At 67.0% G+C, this 16,966-nt stretch carries 12 protein-coding genes; 7 read left to right on the forward strand and 5 right to left on the reverse strand.

The window, feature by feature from the left end:
* Nucleotides 1–7 precede the first annotated feature (7 nt).
* Nucleotides 8–1,492, forward strand: coding sequence for a mannitol dehydrogenase family protein (locus ASG43_RS01240; RefSeq protein ID WP_056499387.1), 1,485 nt, complete (start codon nucleotides 8–10; stop codon nucleotides 1,490–1,492).
* 875 nt (nucleotides 1,493–2,367) lie between these two features.
* Nucleotides 2,368–3,801 carry a porin gene (locus ASG43_RS01245; protein WP_056499388.1) on the forward strand — a complete coding sequence of 478 codons (1,434 nt, stop codon included), beginning with the start codon at nucleotides 2,368–2,370 and terminating at the stop codon, nucleotides 3,799–3,801.
* A 252-nt stretch (nucleotides 3,802–4,053) separates the two neighbouring features.
* Here ASG43_RS01245 and ASG43_RS01250 read toward each other — a convergent pair whose 3' ends face one another.
* On the reverse strand, nucleotides 4,054–6,279 hold the full coding sequence (locus tag ASG43_RS01250) for a trehalase family glycosidase (protein WP_056499390.1): 2,226 nt from the start codon (nucleotides 6,277–6,279) through the stop codon (nucleotides 4,054–4,056).
* A 234-nt stretch (nucleotides 6,280–6,513) separates the two neighbouring features.
* Between ASG43_RS01250 and ASG43_RS01255 the strand changes: the two genes are divergently transcribed.
* The 5 genes from ASG43_RS01255 (at nucleotide 6,514) to ASG43_RS01275 (ending at nucleotide 11,630) form a co-directional block, all read left to right on the forward strand.
* A complete protein-coding gene (locus tag ASG43_RS01255; protein WP_082490617.1) occupies nucleotides 6,514–7,587 on the forward strand; it encodes an extracellular solute-binding protein in 1,074 nt (357 codons plus the stop codon).
* Complete coding sequence (locus ASG43_RS01260; RefSeq protein ID WP_056499392.1) at nucleotides 7,577–8,509, forward strand: ABC transporter permease; 933 nt, start codon at nucleotides 7,577–7,579, stop codon at nucleotides 8,507–8,509. Before ASG43_RS01255 ends, ASG43_RS01260 begins: the two co-directional genes overlap by 11 nt.
* An 11-nt stretch (nucleotides 8,510–8,520) precedes the next feature.
* Nucleotides 8,521–9,300 carry an ABC transporter permease gene (locus ASG43_RS01265; RefSeq protein ID WP_056499394.1) on the forward strand — a complete coding sequence of 260 codons (780 nt, stop codon included), beginning with the start codon at nucleotides 8,521–8,523 and terminating at the stop codon, nucleotides 9,298–9,300.
* Entirely contained in the window at nucleotides 9,287–10,363 is a 1,077-nt protein-coding gene (locus ASG43_RS01270; RefSeq protein ID WP_056499395.1) for an ABC transporter ATP-binding protein, read from the forward strand. Before ASG43_RS01265 ends, ASG43_RS01270 begins: the two co-directional genes overlap by 14 nt.
* Before the next feature lie 163 nt (nucleotides 10,364–10,526).
* A complete protein-coding gene (locus tag ASG43_RS01275; protein WP_056499396.1) occupies nucleotides 10,527–11,630 on the forward strand; it encodes an NADH:flavin oxidoreductase/NADH oxidase in 1,104 nt (367 codons plus the stop codon).
* A 49-nt stretch (nucleotides 11,631–11,679) separates the two neighbouring features.
* Here ASG43_RS01275 and ASG43_RS01280 read toward each other — a convergent pair whose 3' ends face one another.
* The 4 genes from ASG43_RS01280 to ASG43_RS01295 all read right to left on the reverse strand — a co-directional run bounded on the left by ASG43_RS01280 (nucleotide 11,680) and on the right by ASG43_RS01295 (nucleotide 16,895).
* Nucleotides 11,680–12,402: an ABC transporter ATP-binding protein gene (locus tag ASG43_RS01280; RefSeq protein ID WP_056499398.1), complete on the reverse strand. Its 723-nt coding sequence runs from the start codon at nucleotides 12,400–12,402 to the stop codon at nucleotides 11,680–11,682.
* Nucleotides 12,395–14,455 (reverse strand): branched-chain amino acid ABC transporter ATP-binding protein/permease, encoded by a 2,061-nt coding sequence (locus tag ASG43_RS01285; RefSeq protein ID WP_082490522.1) that lies wholly within the window; start codon nucleotides 14,453–14,455, stop codon nucleotides 12,395–12,397. The genes ASG43_RS01280 and ASG43_RS01285 overlap by 8 nt, the downstream gene beginning before the upstream one ends.
* A 61-nt stretch (nucleotides 14,456–14,516) precedes the next feature.
* The gene (locus tag ASG43_RS01290; protein ID WP_056499400.1) at nucleotides 14,517–15,389 is read right to left on the reverse strand and encodes a branched-chain amino acid ABC transporter permease; all 873 of its coding nucleotides are present in this window, start codon (nucleotides 15,387–15,389) and stop codon (nucleotides 14,517–14,519) included.
* A 264-nt stretch (nucleotides 15,390–15,653) separates the two neighbouring features.
* Nucleotides 15,654–16,895: an ABC transporter substrate-binding protein gene (locus ASG43_RS01295; RefSeq protein WP_056499402.1), complete on the reverse strand. Its 1,242-nt coding sequence runs from the start codon at nucleotides 16,893–16,895 to the stop codon at nucleotides 15,654–15,656.
* Nucleotides 16,896–16,966 lie beyond the last annotated feature (71 nt).

Genomic DNA, 16,966 nt, shown 5'->3' on the forward strand with positions numbered 1-16,966 from the left:
CAACGACATGAAGCGCCTGTCCCCAGAGACCCTCGACGCCCTGCCGCCCGGCGTCGAGCGCCCCCGCTACGACCGGTCGGCGGTGAAGTCCGGCATCGTGCATCTCGGCCTCGGCGCCTTCCACCGCGCTCATCAGGCCGTCTACACCGAAGCCGTTCTGGCCGCAGGCGATCTGCGCTGGGGCACGGTCGGCGTGTCGTTGCGCTCCCCCGAGACGCGCGACGCCCTGGCGCCGCAGGACGGCCTCTACACCGTCGCCGTGCGGGACGGGTCCGGCGATCGGTTCCAGGTGATCGGCGGCATCCTGCGCCAGCTGGTCGCCCCGCAAGACCCGGCGGCCGTCCTTGGCGCTCTCGCTCATCCCGACGCCCGCATCGTGTCCTTGACCGTCACCGAGAAAGGCTACTGCCACCGCCCCGCGACCGGCGAGCTCGACGAGACCCATCCCGACATCGTCCACGATCTAGCGCATCCCAACGAGCCCCGCTCCGCGCCCGGCTTCCTCGTCGAGGCCATCCGCCTGCGTCGCGCGGCAGGTCTTCCCCCGCTCACCGTCCTCTCCTGCGACAACCTTCCCGCCAACGGCCACACCGTGGCGAGGGTCGTGCGGCGCTTGGCCGAGCTCCGCGATCCCGAGCTCGGTGCCTTCGTCGCGGATACGATCGCCTTCCCCTCCACGATGATCGATCGCATCGTTCCCGCCACCACCGATGCCGACCGCGCGCTCGTCGCCTCGGCTCTCGGTGTCGAGGATGCCTGGCCGGTCATGACCGAGCCGTTCACGCAATGGGTGGTGGAGGACGACTTTCCGAGCGGCCGCCCCGACTGGGCGCGAGCCGGCGTCACCTTCACGGCGCAGGTGGGCGCCTTCGAGACGATGAAACTGCGGCTCCTCAACGGAAGCCATTCCACGCTCGCCTATCTCGGTTACCTCGCCGGCCACGAGACGGTCGCGGATACGATGGCCGCACCCGGCTTCGCCGCGCTCGTCCGAGGGCTGATGGAGGAGGAGGCCTCGCCGACCCTGCCCCCCCTCGCCGGCTTCGATCTCGACGCCTATCGCCGAGAGCTTCGAGACCGCTTCCGCAATCCCGCCCTTCGCCATCGCACCTGGCAGATCGCAATGGACGGCTCGCAGAAGCTTCCGCAGCGCCTGCTCAACACGGTTCGCGATCGTCTGGCCGCCGGGGCTTCGATCGATCGCCTCGCGCTCGGGCTCGCCGCCTGGATGATCTACGCCGCCGGGCGAGACGAGACAGGGGCCGCGATCGACGTCCGGGACCCTCTTGCCGAACGCATCAGGACCGCGACAGCCGCCGCGGGGACGCCGCAGGATCTCGTCGCCGCCTATCTCGATTTCCACGAGGTCTTCGGCCGGGATCTCGCGTCATCGCCCCGGTTCCGCGAGACGGTAACGGCTGCCGTCGACCGGTTGAAGACCGACGGCGCGTCGCGATCCGTCGCCCGTTTCGCCGTCGAAGGGTCCGCTTGAACGATGGATCGGGACAGCCCGCCGGCGGATTGCGCCGCCGGAGCGTCGCCCATCCCTGTAGCCGCCGTCGTCGACGACAGCGACGGCGTCTGATGCCCTCCCGCGACGAATGATTCTCCACGGCCTCGGCCGTCGAGATTCCGCTCGCGCTGCGACCGGACACCGATGATGGGCCTTGACCACGAGGGCCCCGCGACCGGCCATGAAGTTCTCGTCTCGGTGCGAGAACGGGGTCTGAACGGCTGCCTTGAATCACGGTCGGCAAGCCGGCGGACGCGACGCGCGCGCTCGCGCGGACGACGACGCGGCACGCTTGAACGCGGCGCCGGTCGCGCCTGGACGCTCGCCTGAGTTCTGAGGATTCTCATCCTCCCCCCCGCCGCGGCGGCGTCCCCAGCGACCTCGACTCCATGTCGAACGCCGCGCGACCTCCGGCTTCGAACATGATCAATCCGCCGCATCCGGCACGGGTGGCCGCGCGCGGTCGTCCCGGATGGACGGAGCGCCCGCACGCTCTCGAACACCGACCTTCAGCGGCGCGAAAGTTCGGATCCACAGCCCACCACCGCCATCACCTTCCCTTAGGGAGCGCAATCGAACCAATCTAAGATTTTCACGAGTAATCTCGTCATAAAGGCTTAGATTTTTCAAAGTTTTGCATAGTAATAATGCGATAATTCGGCAACATCAGAGGGCCTAACAGGCCACATCCAAGTTCTGAGGATTGTCTATTCCGAGGCATTCGATGAGGTTGCGGTCAGATCGATCGAGGCACACCGCTTCGGACGTTCATGAGTGGGGCAAGAGGCAAAGAAATCCTTGTTGTTCAGAACAAGGCCCGTCCCCTACCGATTAACTTGACTGGAGGTCAGGACATGAACATTAAGAGCCTTCTTCTCGGCTCCGCTGCGGCCCTCGTCGCAGTTTCCGGCGCCCGCGCTGCGGACGCCGTCTACATCCCCGGCACCGAGACCTGCCTGAAGATGAAGGGCTTCGTTCGTATGCGTGTGAACGTGTCGAACAACGCGTCCAACAACAACATCGATCTCGACTCGCTGAACTCCTCCTTCGGCCCCGGCGTGTTCACCACGTCCGCCGGCTCGACCACGACCGCGGCGATCAACGGCGGCACGAACCTCGGCGGCGTCTTCGCCCGCGGCATGGCGAACGACGATTACAGCGCGTTCACCACCGTTCGTGGCCGCCTCGACTTCGACGCCCGCGAAGAGACCGAACTCGGCATGCTGCGCGCCTTCTTCCGCGTTGAAGCCAACGGTTCGAGCCTCTCCGCCGCCGGCGCGAACAACGCCGACTACCGGATGAAGAACGCCTACATCCAGCTCGGCGGCTTCACCGCCGGCGTGCTCGATTCGCTCTGGACTGAAAACGACGGCCTCTTCACCGACACGGATTTCCCGGTCGGCGACATCACGCCGAACCGCGTCTCCTACAGCTATGCCGCCTCCGGCTTCACGGCGACGCTTTCGGCCGAAGATGACGGCTCGGGCGACATCGTTCCCGACTTCGTCGGCGCCATCGGCTACGAGGGCGGCTGGGGTTCGGCCAACCTCTACGGCGTCTACGACGAGCAGCAGGGATCCTCGATCAATGTTCGCCGTTTCGGCACGCTCGGCGCATCGACGGCTGCTCTGTCGGCCGCGAACTCCGCATTCTTCGCGGTTCCCGATGACTTCAGCACGACGTTCATCGCCGACATCACCAACAACAACATCTTCGATCCGGTTTTCGTCACCGGCTTCAACGGTGATCTGAACGATGCGGACGATGGCGCTTTCGCCCTCAAGGCGAACGTCACCCTGAAGGATCTCATCGCGCCCGGCTCGCAGTTCAAGATCGAAGGCTCCTACGCCTTCGACCCGACGACCTACACCGAGCCGACGATCGGCGGCTTCTCGAACTCCGCCATCTTCACCCCGACAAACGGTCGCGCGATCATCGTCGGCGTGGACTCCAGCCAGAATTTCGCTCTCTCGAGCGAGTGGCAGATCGGCGCCGGCTATCAGCAGACGTTCGGCAAGCTGACGGCTGCGGTTTCCGGCGTCTACGGCGAGTCCTTCGACATCAAGTCGTTCCAGCAGGGCGTGACGGCTGCGAACACCTTCAGCGGTGTCAGCGTTACCAACTTCGGTAGCGCGGAATACTTCGCGGTCGCCGGCAACGTCGGCTACGACGTCACAACCAACCTCAGCGTCCTCGGCGAAGTGACCTACCGCGAAGTCGACCTTCCCGGCGTTCTCGGCAGCCAGGATGGCGTCAACGGCTTCCTCGAGCTCAAGCGCACGTTCTAAACCTGACGCAACCGTTTAACGGAGAGGCCCGGCGGCAACGCCGGGCCTTTTTGCTTGCAAGCTCGGCACCACGGTCTTTGCCGGCCGGCTCACGCTCCGTTGCCAAAACGTCTCTCCGGATGTCGGGCGTCCTGTCGAACGGCCTGATGCGCGGGGTCGCCGCACTGAGCGTCCCCTCTGCGTCCTGACGAACGCGCGGTCCTTCCAGGCTGCGAGGATCGACGCTTGCCTGAGGCAGAAGGTCGGCTGGCGTCAGGCCGGCGCGAGGTGAACATCGAGCCGTGCGCCGGGTTCGACATCGTCCAGATCCACCTCCACGCACCCGTCTCGGATTTGCGTGACGAGTGCCACGGCGTCGAGACGCGCCACAACGAAGCGCCTCGAAGCTTCGACGCCGAGCGTGAAGACGGCGGAACCGCGACACCCCTCGGCGAAGGTCACCGAAACCAGCCCGCGCTCGATCCGGATGTGGCGCAGCCGCCCGCGCAGGGTTGTCCGAAAGAGAAGCCCGGACCCATTCTCGACCTTCACCGCGCCGGCATCGTCGATCTCCACGACAACCGCACCGGCAGGGCTGATCACCGGTCCGAGCCGCACCGCCGCGCCCCTCGAATCGATCTCCCATCCGTTCCAGGGACCGACGTCCATGACGCTGGCGACGGCCATCATCGGCAGGAGGGCGCCCCAACTGTAGAACACGTCGTTGCCGCGATCGGCGTCGATCTCCCCCGTGAGAGCGCTGTAATTCTCGCCGCAATGCCGGTGCTCTCTCCACGAGCGCTCGAAAAGGGCAAAACTCGTCGAGGCGAGTTCGTCCGCCTGGGGCAGGCCGTAGCGGCGCAGGCCTTGCCAGACGAGATAGTTCACATTCGGCCAGATGCGCCCGCGCCAGTAGATGTCGTCGGCGAAGGCAGGGTCGCTTCGCGCGACATTGGGCAGGCCGAAGGCACCGCCGAACATGTGGGGATCGCTCAGATGGCCGGTGAGCCGCACAGCCTGATCACGGCTGGCGGCGCCGCAGAGAAGCGGAAAGAAACTCGTCGGCGAAACGCTCCGCACGAAACCGCCGCCGCGCTGCCGGTTGGCGAAGAGCCCGCGCGTCTCGTCCCAGAGTTCCCTGCGAATGTGCTGTCGGCTCTCTTCAGCAAGGCGTGCGAAATGCGCCGCGTCCTCCAAGCGTCCGAGTTCGCCCGCCATCGCCGAAAGCATTTCCGCATCCAGCGCCAGTGCCGAGTTGAGGCCGACATCGAGCGTCGAGAGCGTGCGCGTGCCGGCATCGTAGATCGCCTCGTCATGGGTCGGCGAATTGTCCATGCCGGATTCGTTGCGCGCGCCGAAGGCCGTGCCCCGATACATCGCATCGCCGAGATCCGACGTGCCGCAGGACACGAGACCTCGCCCGTCGGGGTCGCGATGGGTGCGCCACCAAAGCTGGTTGCGGGCCAGCGGCTCGAAGGCGTCGTCGAGAAGCGAGCGCTCTCGGCTTCGCAGATACATCGTCCAGGCGACGAAGGCCCCGTGCGGCGCCTGACTGCGATCGACCCAGTCGTCCTTCGGATTGACGAGGCAGGCGACGTTGCCCTGCGGGGTCGCCTGCGCCAGCGCGATGTCGAGATTGCGCCGTCCGGCCGCGGTGTCGAGCACGCCGGCCATCAGCGCGGCGAAGCACTGGTCGTTGAACCAGACGGCATCACCGAGCCCCCAGATCCGGCTCGCCGCCGTGGTCGGGCGCCGGTGGTGCCGGTCGAAGAGCGTGTTCCAGCCGAGGACGTCGCGCACCGCGTCGAGAGCGCCGGCATGGCGCCCCGCCTGCAAGGCCGGATCGGCTTCGCCGTCTGGCCCGTCAAGCACGGCCCGGGCTTTGGCCACCGCCAGCGCCTCGCTGTCGGCGACGGCGGCGGAAAAGTGCTGATCGGGCGACATTTCGAGGTTGAAGCGCAACGCCAGCATCGGCGCCCGCTCCGCCCGGGTCGACTTGTCGAAATAGCCGTTGATGTCGAAATCCTGGAGGAGACCGTCGACATCGCCGTGCCCGGTCACCAGCACGGGCGCTTCCTTCGCGACGAGGGCGACGAAGCGTCCGCCGACCGACACGATCGCCGCGCCGGACGTCGCATCGAACCTCACCGTTTCTCCGCCCTCGGCCGACAGGCAGAGAACGATCCAGTGGCGCAGCCCCCACTCCCCGCTTTTACGAAGATTCCAGCGGGCGTCGATGACGAAGGGATCGGGCTTGCGATAGGCGAAATCGACGCGGGTGCCTGCAAAGCGGGTCTGGAACTCGATGGGGTCTCCAGCCAGGCCGTGACGACCGAACCGGATCTCTTCCGGCGCGCGGATCGTCGTCGCGCGCCTTTCCTTGGCCGAATAGAGCACCGGAGCGATCCGAACCCCGAGCGGCAGGAACACGAGTTCGGCCGGCCTTTCCGACCACGTGTTCCAGGCCTCTGCGACGGAGATGGTCTTGTGAACGAGCATGGGATCGATCCGGATCGTGAAGGCGGCGTGACGACCGCTGGACGAGGGGAATGGCCCTCGACGGCCAACCTGCCGTAGAAGGAGGCGCGAAGCGCCGGGACGATGAGTCTCCTTGCACGCGGACCTTCGCAGGGGACAGCGTCTCAGGCCGTCGGCATGGGCCAATCTAAGGCATGCGGCGGTTGTTAAGAACAGGCCCTACCTTTGCGGATGGGCCCACCGGAGGACAAGACGATGCAGCAGTCTCGACGCGAATTCCTCACCATGATCGGCGCCGGGGCGGCAGCCGTGACCGGGCTGGCCGGAGCCCCCCGCGCGGCCCGTGCGGCCGGCACCGTCACCGTCCTCAACTGGCAGGGCTACGGCACCGACGAGCCCTGGGCGATCAAGGCGTTCACGGAAAAGACCGGGATCGAGGTCGTCAGCGACTACTTCAACGCCGAATCCGAGATGCTGACGAAGCTTCGCACCAATCCCGGCGTCTACGACGTCGTCCTCTTCAACAGCGCCCGCATCCAGCAGGCGGTGGACGAGGATCTTCTCGATCCCGTCGATCTCGCCGCCTTTCCGAACGCCGCCGGCCTCGCGCCGAAGCTCGCCAACCATCCGAACATCGTGAAGGACGGCAAGGTCTACGGCGTCGCCTGGGTCTGGGGCATGAACGCGCTCGCGATCCGCGAAGGCATCGCTGCGCCGGACAGCTACGCCGTGCTCGCCGATCCCGCCTACAAGGGCAAGGTCAGCCTCTACGACGACGCGGTGACGGCGGTCGCTCTCGGCGCCTTCATGACCGGCCAGGACATGAACGCTCCGACGGACCTCAAGGCCATCGGGGACTGGCTGAAATCCCTGAAGCCGAACGTCAAGGTCATCTGGAGCAGCGAAGACCAGTGGAACAAGGCCTTCTCGGCCAAGGAGTTCGACCTGTCCGTCTACTGGTCCGGCGCCGCGGCCCGCTCGCGCCAGAAGTTCGGCCTGCCCGTCGATTTCACGGTGCCGAAGGAGGGTGCGATCGGATGGCTCGATGCGCTCGCAATCCCGGCGACGAGCGAGAACAAGGACAGCGCCCGCGCCTTCATCGATTACATGATCGATCCCGCCTTCTACGTGGAATGGGCGACGACGGTCGGCTCGCCGGCCTCCGTCAACACCTCGGCGATGGACAAGCTGACGGCCAGCGACCTCAATCGCCGGATCCACGACCCCAAGTTCATCGAGACCATGACGTTGATGGCGCCGCTCGCCGACGAGACACGCGAGAGCTTCAACAACCTCTGGCAGGAAGTGAAGGCCTTCTATGCCGGCTGACGCCGCCGGCGGATCGTCGTCCCACGTCCCGGACCGCGCCCCCGGCGCGGTCCCGGACGGTCGTGGGCGGCGCTATCCGCCCTGGCTCGTCACGGCCACGCTGCTCCTGCCGACCTATGGCTGGCTGACGCTCGCCGTCCTCCTGCCGCTCGTCGCCATGTTCGGCTTCTCCTTCCTGACGGCGACGCCGCTCGGCAAGAAGGAGGTCGCCTTCACGCTTCGCAACTACCGCATCTTCATCGATCAGCCTTACCTTCTGGGTGTCGCCTGGACGTCGCTGCTGCTCGGCCTTTGGACGACGGTCCTGTGCGCCGCCATCGGCTTTCTGACGGCTCTCGCCCTGGTGAGGGCGACGGTCGGCCGCGTGCGCGAGACCCTCCTCCTTCTCATTCTCCTGCCCTTCTGGACCAACGGGCTCGTGCGCGTCTTCTCCTGGACCATGGTCATTCGCGAAGGCGGCTTTCTCGACGCGGCGGTTCGCGCGGTCTGGCCGGACGCCCCGACGCTCGGCTTTCTCTATTCGCTCCCCGCGATCGTCCTCGGCCTCGTCCACGGATACCTGCCGTACATGGTGCTGACCTGCTACATCGCGCTCGTCACGATCGACGACGCCATCATCGAGGCCGCCGCGAGCCTCGGTGCGCGCTGGTGGACAATCCTGGCGACCATCCTCGTGCCGATGGCCGCGCCCGGCCTCGTCTCCGGCGCGATCCTCGTCTTCGTGCCGGTCATCGGCAGCTTCATGGAGCCACGCATCCTCGGCGGCCCGCGCGGCGTGACGCTGGGAACGGTGATCGAGGAGCAGTTCACGCAGGCCTTCAACTGGCCGCTCGGCGCGGCCTTGTCCTTCATGATCCTCGGCGTCGTGCTCGCGATCTTCGCAACCTTCTCCGGCGTCCTGCGCCGGAACGCGGCCTTCTGAGGACCGCCCCGATGCGCCTGACCGCCCGCCTCTATCTCTGCGCCGTCATCGCCTTCTTCTACCTGCCGATCGCCGTCCTCGTCGCGATGGGCTTCAACCAGTCGCCGCTCTACGCCCTGCCCTTCACGTTCTCGACCACGTGGTACGAGGCACTCGCGGGCAATGCCAAGCTCCTGAAAGCCGGCTGGAACAGCCTTCTCATCGCCGGACTGACCGCGGTCGTCGCGACATTGCTCGGGACGATGGCCGCGGTCGCATTGTCGCGGCGGCGCTTTCGCGGCCAGACGCTGCTGCGCCTGCTGCTCCTCCCCCCGATCGCCATTCCCTGGCTGATCACGGGAACCGCCATGCTCGTGTTCTTCTTCTGGACGGGCATCGGGCGCGGCTTCCATGCCATCATGATCGGCCATGTCGCGCTCGCCATCCCCTACGTCGTCCTCGTCGTCGGGACGGGGCTCGCGGGCGTGCGGTCCGATCTCGAAGAGGCGGCGATGAGCCTCGGCTCGACGCCGCTCAATGCCTTCGCCCTCGTCACGCTGCCGCTCCTCCTGCCGAGCATCCTCGGCGCGGCGCTCTTCGCCTTCGCCGTGTCGCTCGACCAGTTCGTCGTGTCCTATTTTCTGGCGACGCCCGGCTCGTCGACGCTGCCGGTCGAGATCTATTCCGCCATCCGCAAGGGCTTCACGCCCGAGATCAACGCCATCTGCACGATCCTCCTCGCGGTCTCCATGGCCGTGTTCCTTCTCTTCGCCGTCTTCGCCAGACCAGGAGCCGTCCGTGACCGCCGTTGACGTCCTGTCCGTCGCCAAGAGCTTCGGGAAGACCGAAGTCCTGTCGGACATTTCCGTGCACTTTGCGCAAGGCTCCTTCACCAGCCTTCTCGGACCGTCCGGGTCGGGCAAGACGACGCTCCTGCGCATCCTTGCGGGCTTCGTCGCGCCCGATCGCGGGCGCATCGCCATCGGCGGGCGCGACGTCACCGACGTCCCCGTCTGGGCCCGCAACATCGGCATGGTCTTCCAGTCCTACGCGCTGTTTCCACATATGAGCGTCGAGGACAATGTCGCCTTCGGCCTCGCCCGCCGGGGCATCCGCGGCGAGGCCGCGCGGCGCGAGGTGGCGCGGGTGCTCGACCTCGTGCGGATGCCGGAGTTCGGCCGCCGAAAGCCGAGGGAACTTTCCGGCGGCCAGCAGCAGCGCGTCGCGCTCGCCCGCGCCATCGTCACGCAGCCGAGCGTGCTCCTCCTCGACGAGCCCCTGTCCGCGCTCGATCGCCGGCTGCGCCAGGAAATGCAGGTCGAACTTTCGCGCATCCAGCGCGAAAGCGGGCTCACCACGATCTTCGTCACGCACGACCAGGAGGAGGCCTTGAGCCTCTCCGACACGGTCGCGATCCTCGACCGCGGCGCGATCGCGCAGGTCGGCACACCCGCCGAGGTCTACGAACATCCCCGCACCCGCTTTGCCGCCGAATTTCTCGGCGACGCGAACATTCTCGACGGCATTGTCGGGGGCGGCAGGGTGATCCTTCCCGGCGGAGCGGCCGTTCGAACGCTGGCATCCCTCCCGCCCGAAGGCAGCGCCGTCAGCGTCGCGATCCGCCCGGAAAAGATCGACGCCGTCGAGAAGGACCGGCCGTCCGCAAAGGGCGAGGATCGCAATCGGGCGCCCGCGCGCATATCGGCCGCGCTCTATGCCGGCACTTCCTTCACCTACGACGCGGTGACGCCGGACGGGCTTCGCTTCAAGATCTTCGCCCAGAACCGGCAGGCGCGTCCGTTCGCGGTTGGCGACGACGTTCGTCTCGAATGGTCGCCGGCGCACACGGTCCTGATCGACGCCGACCGCGGCTGACGAACCCGTGTCACAGCGATCGGCCGGCCGGCCGGGCCGCGGCTCTCTTCTCCAAAGGGCACCGATCGACGTCCGCCGGCGCGGCGAGGCGGGGGGCACCCTTTCCCGGGATCCGCCCTACCTCAACGCAGATCGACCGACCTCACCTTCGAAAGCGCCCCTCATGAGCAGCCCGGCTCTCTTCCGACCCCTCACCGTCGGCGGCCTCGCCCTGTCCAACCGCATCGTGATCGCACCGATGTGCCAGTATTCGGCCGAAAACGGCTGCATGACGGACTGGCACCAGATGCATCTCGGCAGCCTCGCTCTGTCCGGTGCCGCGCTCCTGACGATCGAGGCGAGCGCCGTCGTCCCGGAAGGGCGCATCACCTATGGCGATGTCGGCCTCTGGAACGACGAAACGGAAGAAGCGATGGCGCGTGTCCTCGAGAGCGTGCGGCGCTGGTCCGACATGCCGATCGCGATCCAGCTCGCCCATGCCGGTCGCAAGGCCTCGACGGAGAAGCCCTGGCTCGGCGGCGCGCAGCTGCCCCCGGACCATGCGAACGGCTGGCAGACGGTCGGCGCCTCTCCGCTCGCCTTCGGCGCCAAGGATGCGCCGCCGACCGAACTCGACGAGAGCGGTCTGCAGCGGCTTCGCGAGGCCTTCGCCGAAGCCGCGCGGCGCTCCGCCCGTCTCGGCATCGACGCGGTGCAGATCCATGGCGCGCATGGCTATCTGCTTCACCAATTCCTGTCGCCCCTGTCCAATCGCCGCGAGGACGCCTATGGCGGCTCGCTCGAGAACCGCATGCGCTTCCCGCTGGAGATCTTCGACGCCGTCCGCGCCGCCTTTCCCGCCGACAAGCCCGTGACCATGCGCGTTTCCGGCACGGACTGGGTCGAGAACGGCTGGGACGTCGCTTCGACCGTCGCCTTCGCCAAGGTGCTGGAGGCGCGCGGCTGTTCGGCGATTCACGTGTCCAGCGGCGGGCTCGATCCCCGACAAGACATCCCGGTCGGCCCGAACTATCAGGTTCCCCTCGCGCGCTCCGTCAAGGAGGCCTGCGGCCTGCCCGTCGTCGCGGTCGGGCTCATCACGGATTACGAGCAGGCCGAGGCGATCGTGGGAACGGGCGATGCCGACATGATCGCGCTCGCCCGCACCATCCTCTACGATCCCCGCTGGCCGTGGCACGCCGCGGCCCATCTCGGCGCCAAGGTGAAGGCTCCGCCGCAATATCTGCGCTCGCAGCCCCGCCGCTACCGCGACCTCTTCAACGCGTGACGGGAGCGCGCGATCGGCCCGCGTCCGCCGACGGGTCGATCGCGCGGGATCAGTGGTCTCCGCCGAGATAGGCCGCGCGGATCGCCGGGTCGGTCTTCAACTGCGCGGCCGGCCCTTCCGCGCGCATGCGCCCGTTCTCCAGAACATAGGCGTAGTCGGCGACGCCGAGCGCGGCCATCGCGAACTGCTCGACGAGGAGCATCGTCACCTGCTCCTCCTTCAGCTGCCGGATGATCTTAAAGACCTCCTCGACGAGCTTCGGGGCGAGTCCCATCGAAGGCTCGTCCAGAAGGAGGATGTCGGGCTTCAGCATCAGGGCCCGTCCCATGGCGAGCATCTGCTGCTCGCCGCCGGACAAGGTGCCGGCAAGCTGCGTGCGCCGCTCCTTCAGACGGGGGAAGAGGACGAAGGCGCGTTCCCGGTCGGCCGAGACGTCGCCCTTGGCGCGCGATCCCGTGAGGCGCGGAAAGGCGCCGAGCGTCAGGTTGTCCTCGACGCTGAGTGTGGGAAAGACGCGCCGCCCCTCCGGCGAATGGGCAAGGCCCGAGCGCGCCACGGCATGGCTGTCGAGGCCGCCGATCTCGCGTCCGTTCAGCCGGATCGAGCCGCCCTTCGGCGCGATCATCCCGGACAGCGCGCGCATGGTCGTCGTCTTGCCGGCCCCGTTGGACCCGATGAGCGTCACGATCTTGCCCTTCGGCACGCTGAAGTTCAGCCCGTGCAGGACTTCGATCTGCCCGTAGCCGGCCGAGAGGTTGGAGACCTCAAGCATGCGCGCCTCCTGCCGTCACGCTGTCCTCGGGAACGCCGATATAGGCTTCGATCACCTTCGGGTCCTTCTGCACGTCGCGGGCCGGCCCTTCCGCGATCTTCTGTCCGAAGTCGAGCACGGTCACTCGGTCGCAAAGGCTCATGACGACGTCCATGTGATGCTCGATGAGGATGACCGTGATGCCGGCGTCGCGGATCTTGCGGATCGCGGCGGTGAGTTCGGCAATGTCCGGCGCCGTGAGGCCCGCCGCCGGCTCGTCGAGCAGGAGAAGCACGGGGTCGATGGCGAGAGCCCGCCCGATCTCCAGCATGCGCTGCTTGCCGTAGGGCAGGTTGCGCGCTTCGACATGGGCGACGGCACCGAGGCCGACGAAGTCGAGGATCGCCATCGCGCGCGCGCGCGCCTCGCCCTCCTCCCGCCGCCGGCGCGGCGTCGAGAGAATCGCATCGATCAGCGACCCCTCGAACGTGTGATGAAGACCGACGAGAACGTTCTCCAGCGCCGTCATCTCTCGGAAGAGCTGCACGTTCTGGAACGTCCGCGCAACGCCGGACAGGGCGATCTCGGACGGGGTGAGGCCGTCCAGTCGCTTTTCCCCGCCCGCCACCGCCAGGGTCACCGCGCCGCCGGTCGGCTTGTAGATGCCGGTCAGCACGTTCATCATCGTGCTCTTGCCCGACCCGTTCGGGCCGATCAGCCCGTGGATCGTGCCGGGACGGATGTCGAGATCGACATTGTTCAGGGCCTTCAGGCCACCGAACTGCATCAGCGCCCGATCCACCTTGAGAAGCGAGCCGGCAGCGCCCGTCTTGCCGCCCTTGGCGATCAGCGCGGTGCCGTCGGCCGCGACCGTGCCGCCCTGCCCCGTATGGGCCGGGCGCAGCGCCGGGATCTTGTCGCGCAGGAAGCCGATGATCCCGTCCGGCAGGTAGTAGACGACGAAGAGGATCATCAGGCCGAAGACCGTCAGGCGAAAATCCGTGACCGACTGCATGGCGAGGGTCGCGGGCAGGAACAGGATGCAGAGCACGACCGGAACGATGATCCGGAAGCGGTTCTCGCGGCGGCGCAGGAAGGCGTTGGCCCCGACGACGACGGCGGCGAGCGCGATGATGCCGGCCATGATGCGGACGAGCTCGATGTCGGCGAGGATGTTCGGCATCATGACGATGATGGCCGCGCCGATCAGGGGCCCCGCCCGCGACTTGCGCCCGCCCATCGTCACCGCCAGCAGGAAGAGAACGGTCAGCTCGAACCCGTAGGAGTTCGGCGCGACGTAGCGCTCCGACCAGGCGAAGAGCGCGCCCGCGAGGCCGGCCAGCGCCGCGGAGACGACGAAGGCGTAGATCTTGTAGCGGTAGACGCTGACGCCCATGCAGTCGCAGGCGATCGGCGAATCGCGCAGGGCCTCGAAGGCGCGTCCGAAGGGCGAGCGCACGATCCGGTTCACGACGACGATCGTGACGAGCAGAGCGAGGCAGACGAGATAGTAGAATTCGAGCTTGCGGCCGGCCGATCCCCACAACGGCTCCATGCCGACGAGCGAGAAGTCGAGGACGCGCGGCGGCGGCAGCGTGATGCCGAGCGGACCGTTGGTCAGGGGCGTCAGTTCGTTGATGAAGATCTGGATGATCGTGCCGAAGGCGAGCGTCACCATGGCGAGATAGGGTCCCGTCACGCGGAGCGCCGGAACCGCGAGAAGAAGGCCGAAGCCCGCGGTCACGCCGATGCCCGCGACGATCCCGAACCAGATGCCGAGCTTGAACTTCAGGAAGAGGATCGCCGCGGCGTAGGCTCCGATGCCGAAGAGCCCGGCATGGCCGAGGCTGACCTGTCCCGTATAGCCGACGACGATGTCGAGCCCGAGCACCAGGATCGCGTAGATGGCGATCACGGTCAGGAGGTGGATGTAGTAGGTGCTGGTCACCACCAGCGGAAAGACGGCGAGGACGAGGATCAGGAGCGCCGCACCGACGAGGCTCATGCCGCGGATCGCCGGTCTCGACGTTGCGGCGGCCGAACCGGCGGTGGCGGCTGAGGTCGATGGAGCCATTCGTGGTGATCTCTCGATGTCGAATGCGGGGACGAGACGGGCCGCCAGGGCTGGCCCGACCTCAGACCTTCTTGATGACGGCCTTGCCGAACAGGCCGACGGGGCGGACGGACAGGACCACGAGGAGGAGGATCAGGCCCGGCACGTCCTTGTAGCCGGTCGAGATGTAGAAGCCCGTCAGCGTCTCCGCGACGCCGAGGATCAACCCGCCGACGATGACGCCGAGGCCGGATTCCAGACCTCCGATGATCGCGACGGCGAAGGCCTTCAGCGCCAGAACCGCCCCCATGGTGGCGCCCGTCAGCGTGACCGGCGCGACGAGCACGCCCGCGAAGGCCGCCGTCATCGCCGAGATGGAATAGGACAGGGTGATGACCCGCTGCGTGTTGATGCCCATGAGGCCGGCCGCGTCGATATCGTCCGAGGTCGCGATGACCGCCTTTCCCCAGATCGACTTGCGGTTGAAGATCTCGACCGCCAGCATCATCAGGAGCGCGCCGGCGATGATCAGCATTTCCATCGGGAGCATGCGGATGCCGCCGAACTCGACGGCGGTCTCGGAGACGGGCGAGGGAAACTTCAGGTCGTCGCGGCCCCAGATGTTCTCGGCGAGATTGCGGAAGATGATGCCGAGAGCGATCGTCGCCATGATCCATCCGTATTCGGACTTGATCTTGATCGCAGGACGCACCGCCAGCCGCTCGACCACCGCGCCGAGCCCGAGGCCGAAGACGAGGACGAGCGGAATCATCAGCCAGTAGCCGGTGAAGGGCGCGAGCGTCAGCCCGAAGAGCGCACCCAGAGCCAGCGCCTCGCCCTGGCCGAAGTTCAGCGTCTTCGAGGTCGCGAAGGTCAGCTGATAGCCGAAGGCGATCGCGGCGTAGATCATGCCGATGGCGACGCCCGAGGCGATGAGCTGGAGGAAGATGGTCATGCGGTGGAACCGTCCGGCTGGTCTCGTTGCAGGCATCGCGGCACCGACGGCGTCGCGGGGATGGCGGCGGAAGGACTTGGACGATGGGCCGATGCGCGGCCCGGCACCGGTTCTTCGTCCCGGCCGATACCGCCCGCCCGGGACGACCGGACGCGGCCTGTCGAAACGGCGGCGCATCGAAATCGCCGCGCGCCGGGAGCGCGGTCGTCGAGGCGGCGGACCCGCGCCGCCTCCTGGCGACGCCGGCCCGCCGTCTTCTGGGTCTTATTGACCCATGTCGGGATTGGAGCTCGGATCCTTCAGGCGGACGACGCCGGCATTCTTGGCGTCCTCGTCCTTGTCGTAGACGATCTTGCCGTCCTGGACCCGTCCGAAGACCACCATGTTCCGGGTGATCGCGTTGTGATCCGTCGCCGAGAAGGGCTTCTCGTATGTCGTGACCACGCCCTCGACCTTGGCGTCGAGATTCTCCAGAGCCTCGCGGATCGCCGGACCTTCCGTGGAGCCTGCCTGCTCGATGGCGGCGGCGAGCAGATAGACCGAATCGTAGCTTTGCGCGCCCGCGACCGGCGTCGGGATCTTCTGCACGCTGTAGGCCTTGTAGTAGCTGTCGAGGAAGGCCTTGCGCTTGGGCAGCGTCGCATCCTCGATGAAGGTCTGCGGCATGATCACGCCGTTGCCGTTGGCGCCCGCGATGTCGATGAAGCTCTGCATTGAGGAGGGCCAGGAGGTGATCATCGGCACCTTCCAGCCCAGCTTGGCCATGCCGTTCGCGATCTGGCCGAGCTCGGGCCCGATGCCGTAGGCGAGGATCACGTCGGCCCCGGCCTGCTGCGCCTTCAGGAGCTGGGCCGTCATGTCGACGTCCTTGACGTTGAACTTCTCGACGGCGACCGGCGCCAAGCTCTTGGCGGCCAGGTATTTTTCGATGTCCTCGCGGCCGAGCTGGCCGTAGTTGCTGCTGTCGGCGAGGACGGCGATCTTCTGGTAACCGCGGGCGATCGCCTCGTCGACCATCATCGAGGCCTGCAGCACGTCATAGGCCGAGTTCCGGAAGACGTAGTTGTTGTCGTAATCCGGCTGGACGAACTGGTTGGTGATGATCGTGCCGGTCGCCACGTTGTTGAAGACCGGAATCTCGGCCTCCTGGTAGAAGCGCTGGGCGGCCAGCGCGACGCCCGTGTTGATGAAGCCGAGCGTCGCGACGACCTCTTCCTTGTTGATCAGTTCCTGCGCGACCTGCGCGCCGACCTCGTTCTTGGCTTCGTCGTCGCGCTCGATCAGCTCGATCTGGCGTCCGAGGACGCCGCCCTTGGCGTTGATCTCGGCGGCGGCGATCCGGGCGCCGTCGCGCATCGAGACGCCCATGGCCGAGGAACCGCCCGTGAACGGTCCGGAAACGCCGATCTTGATCGGATCCTCCGCCCGTGCCGGCAGCGAAGCGAAACCGGCCAGGACCGATGCGCCGAGAAGCACCCCCGCAAGCCTGCGCGTGATCTGTGTCATCTGAACTTCCTCCCCAAGTCTCCGGCCGACGCGCGTGCCGGGAGACGTCTGTCACGGACCGATGTGCCTCG

Origin of the sequence: Aureimonas sp. Leaf454 (genome assembly GCF_001424685.1) — a bacterium.
In the GTDB taxonomy this organism is placed as follows: Bacteria; Pseudomonadota; Alphaproteobacteria; order Rhizobiales; family Rhizobiaceae; genus Plantimonas.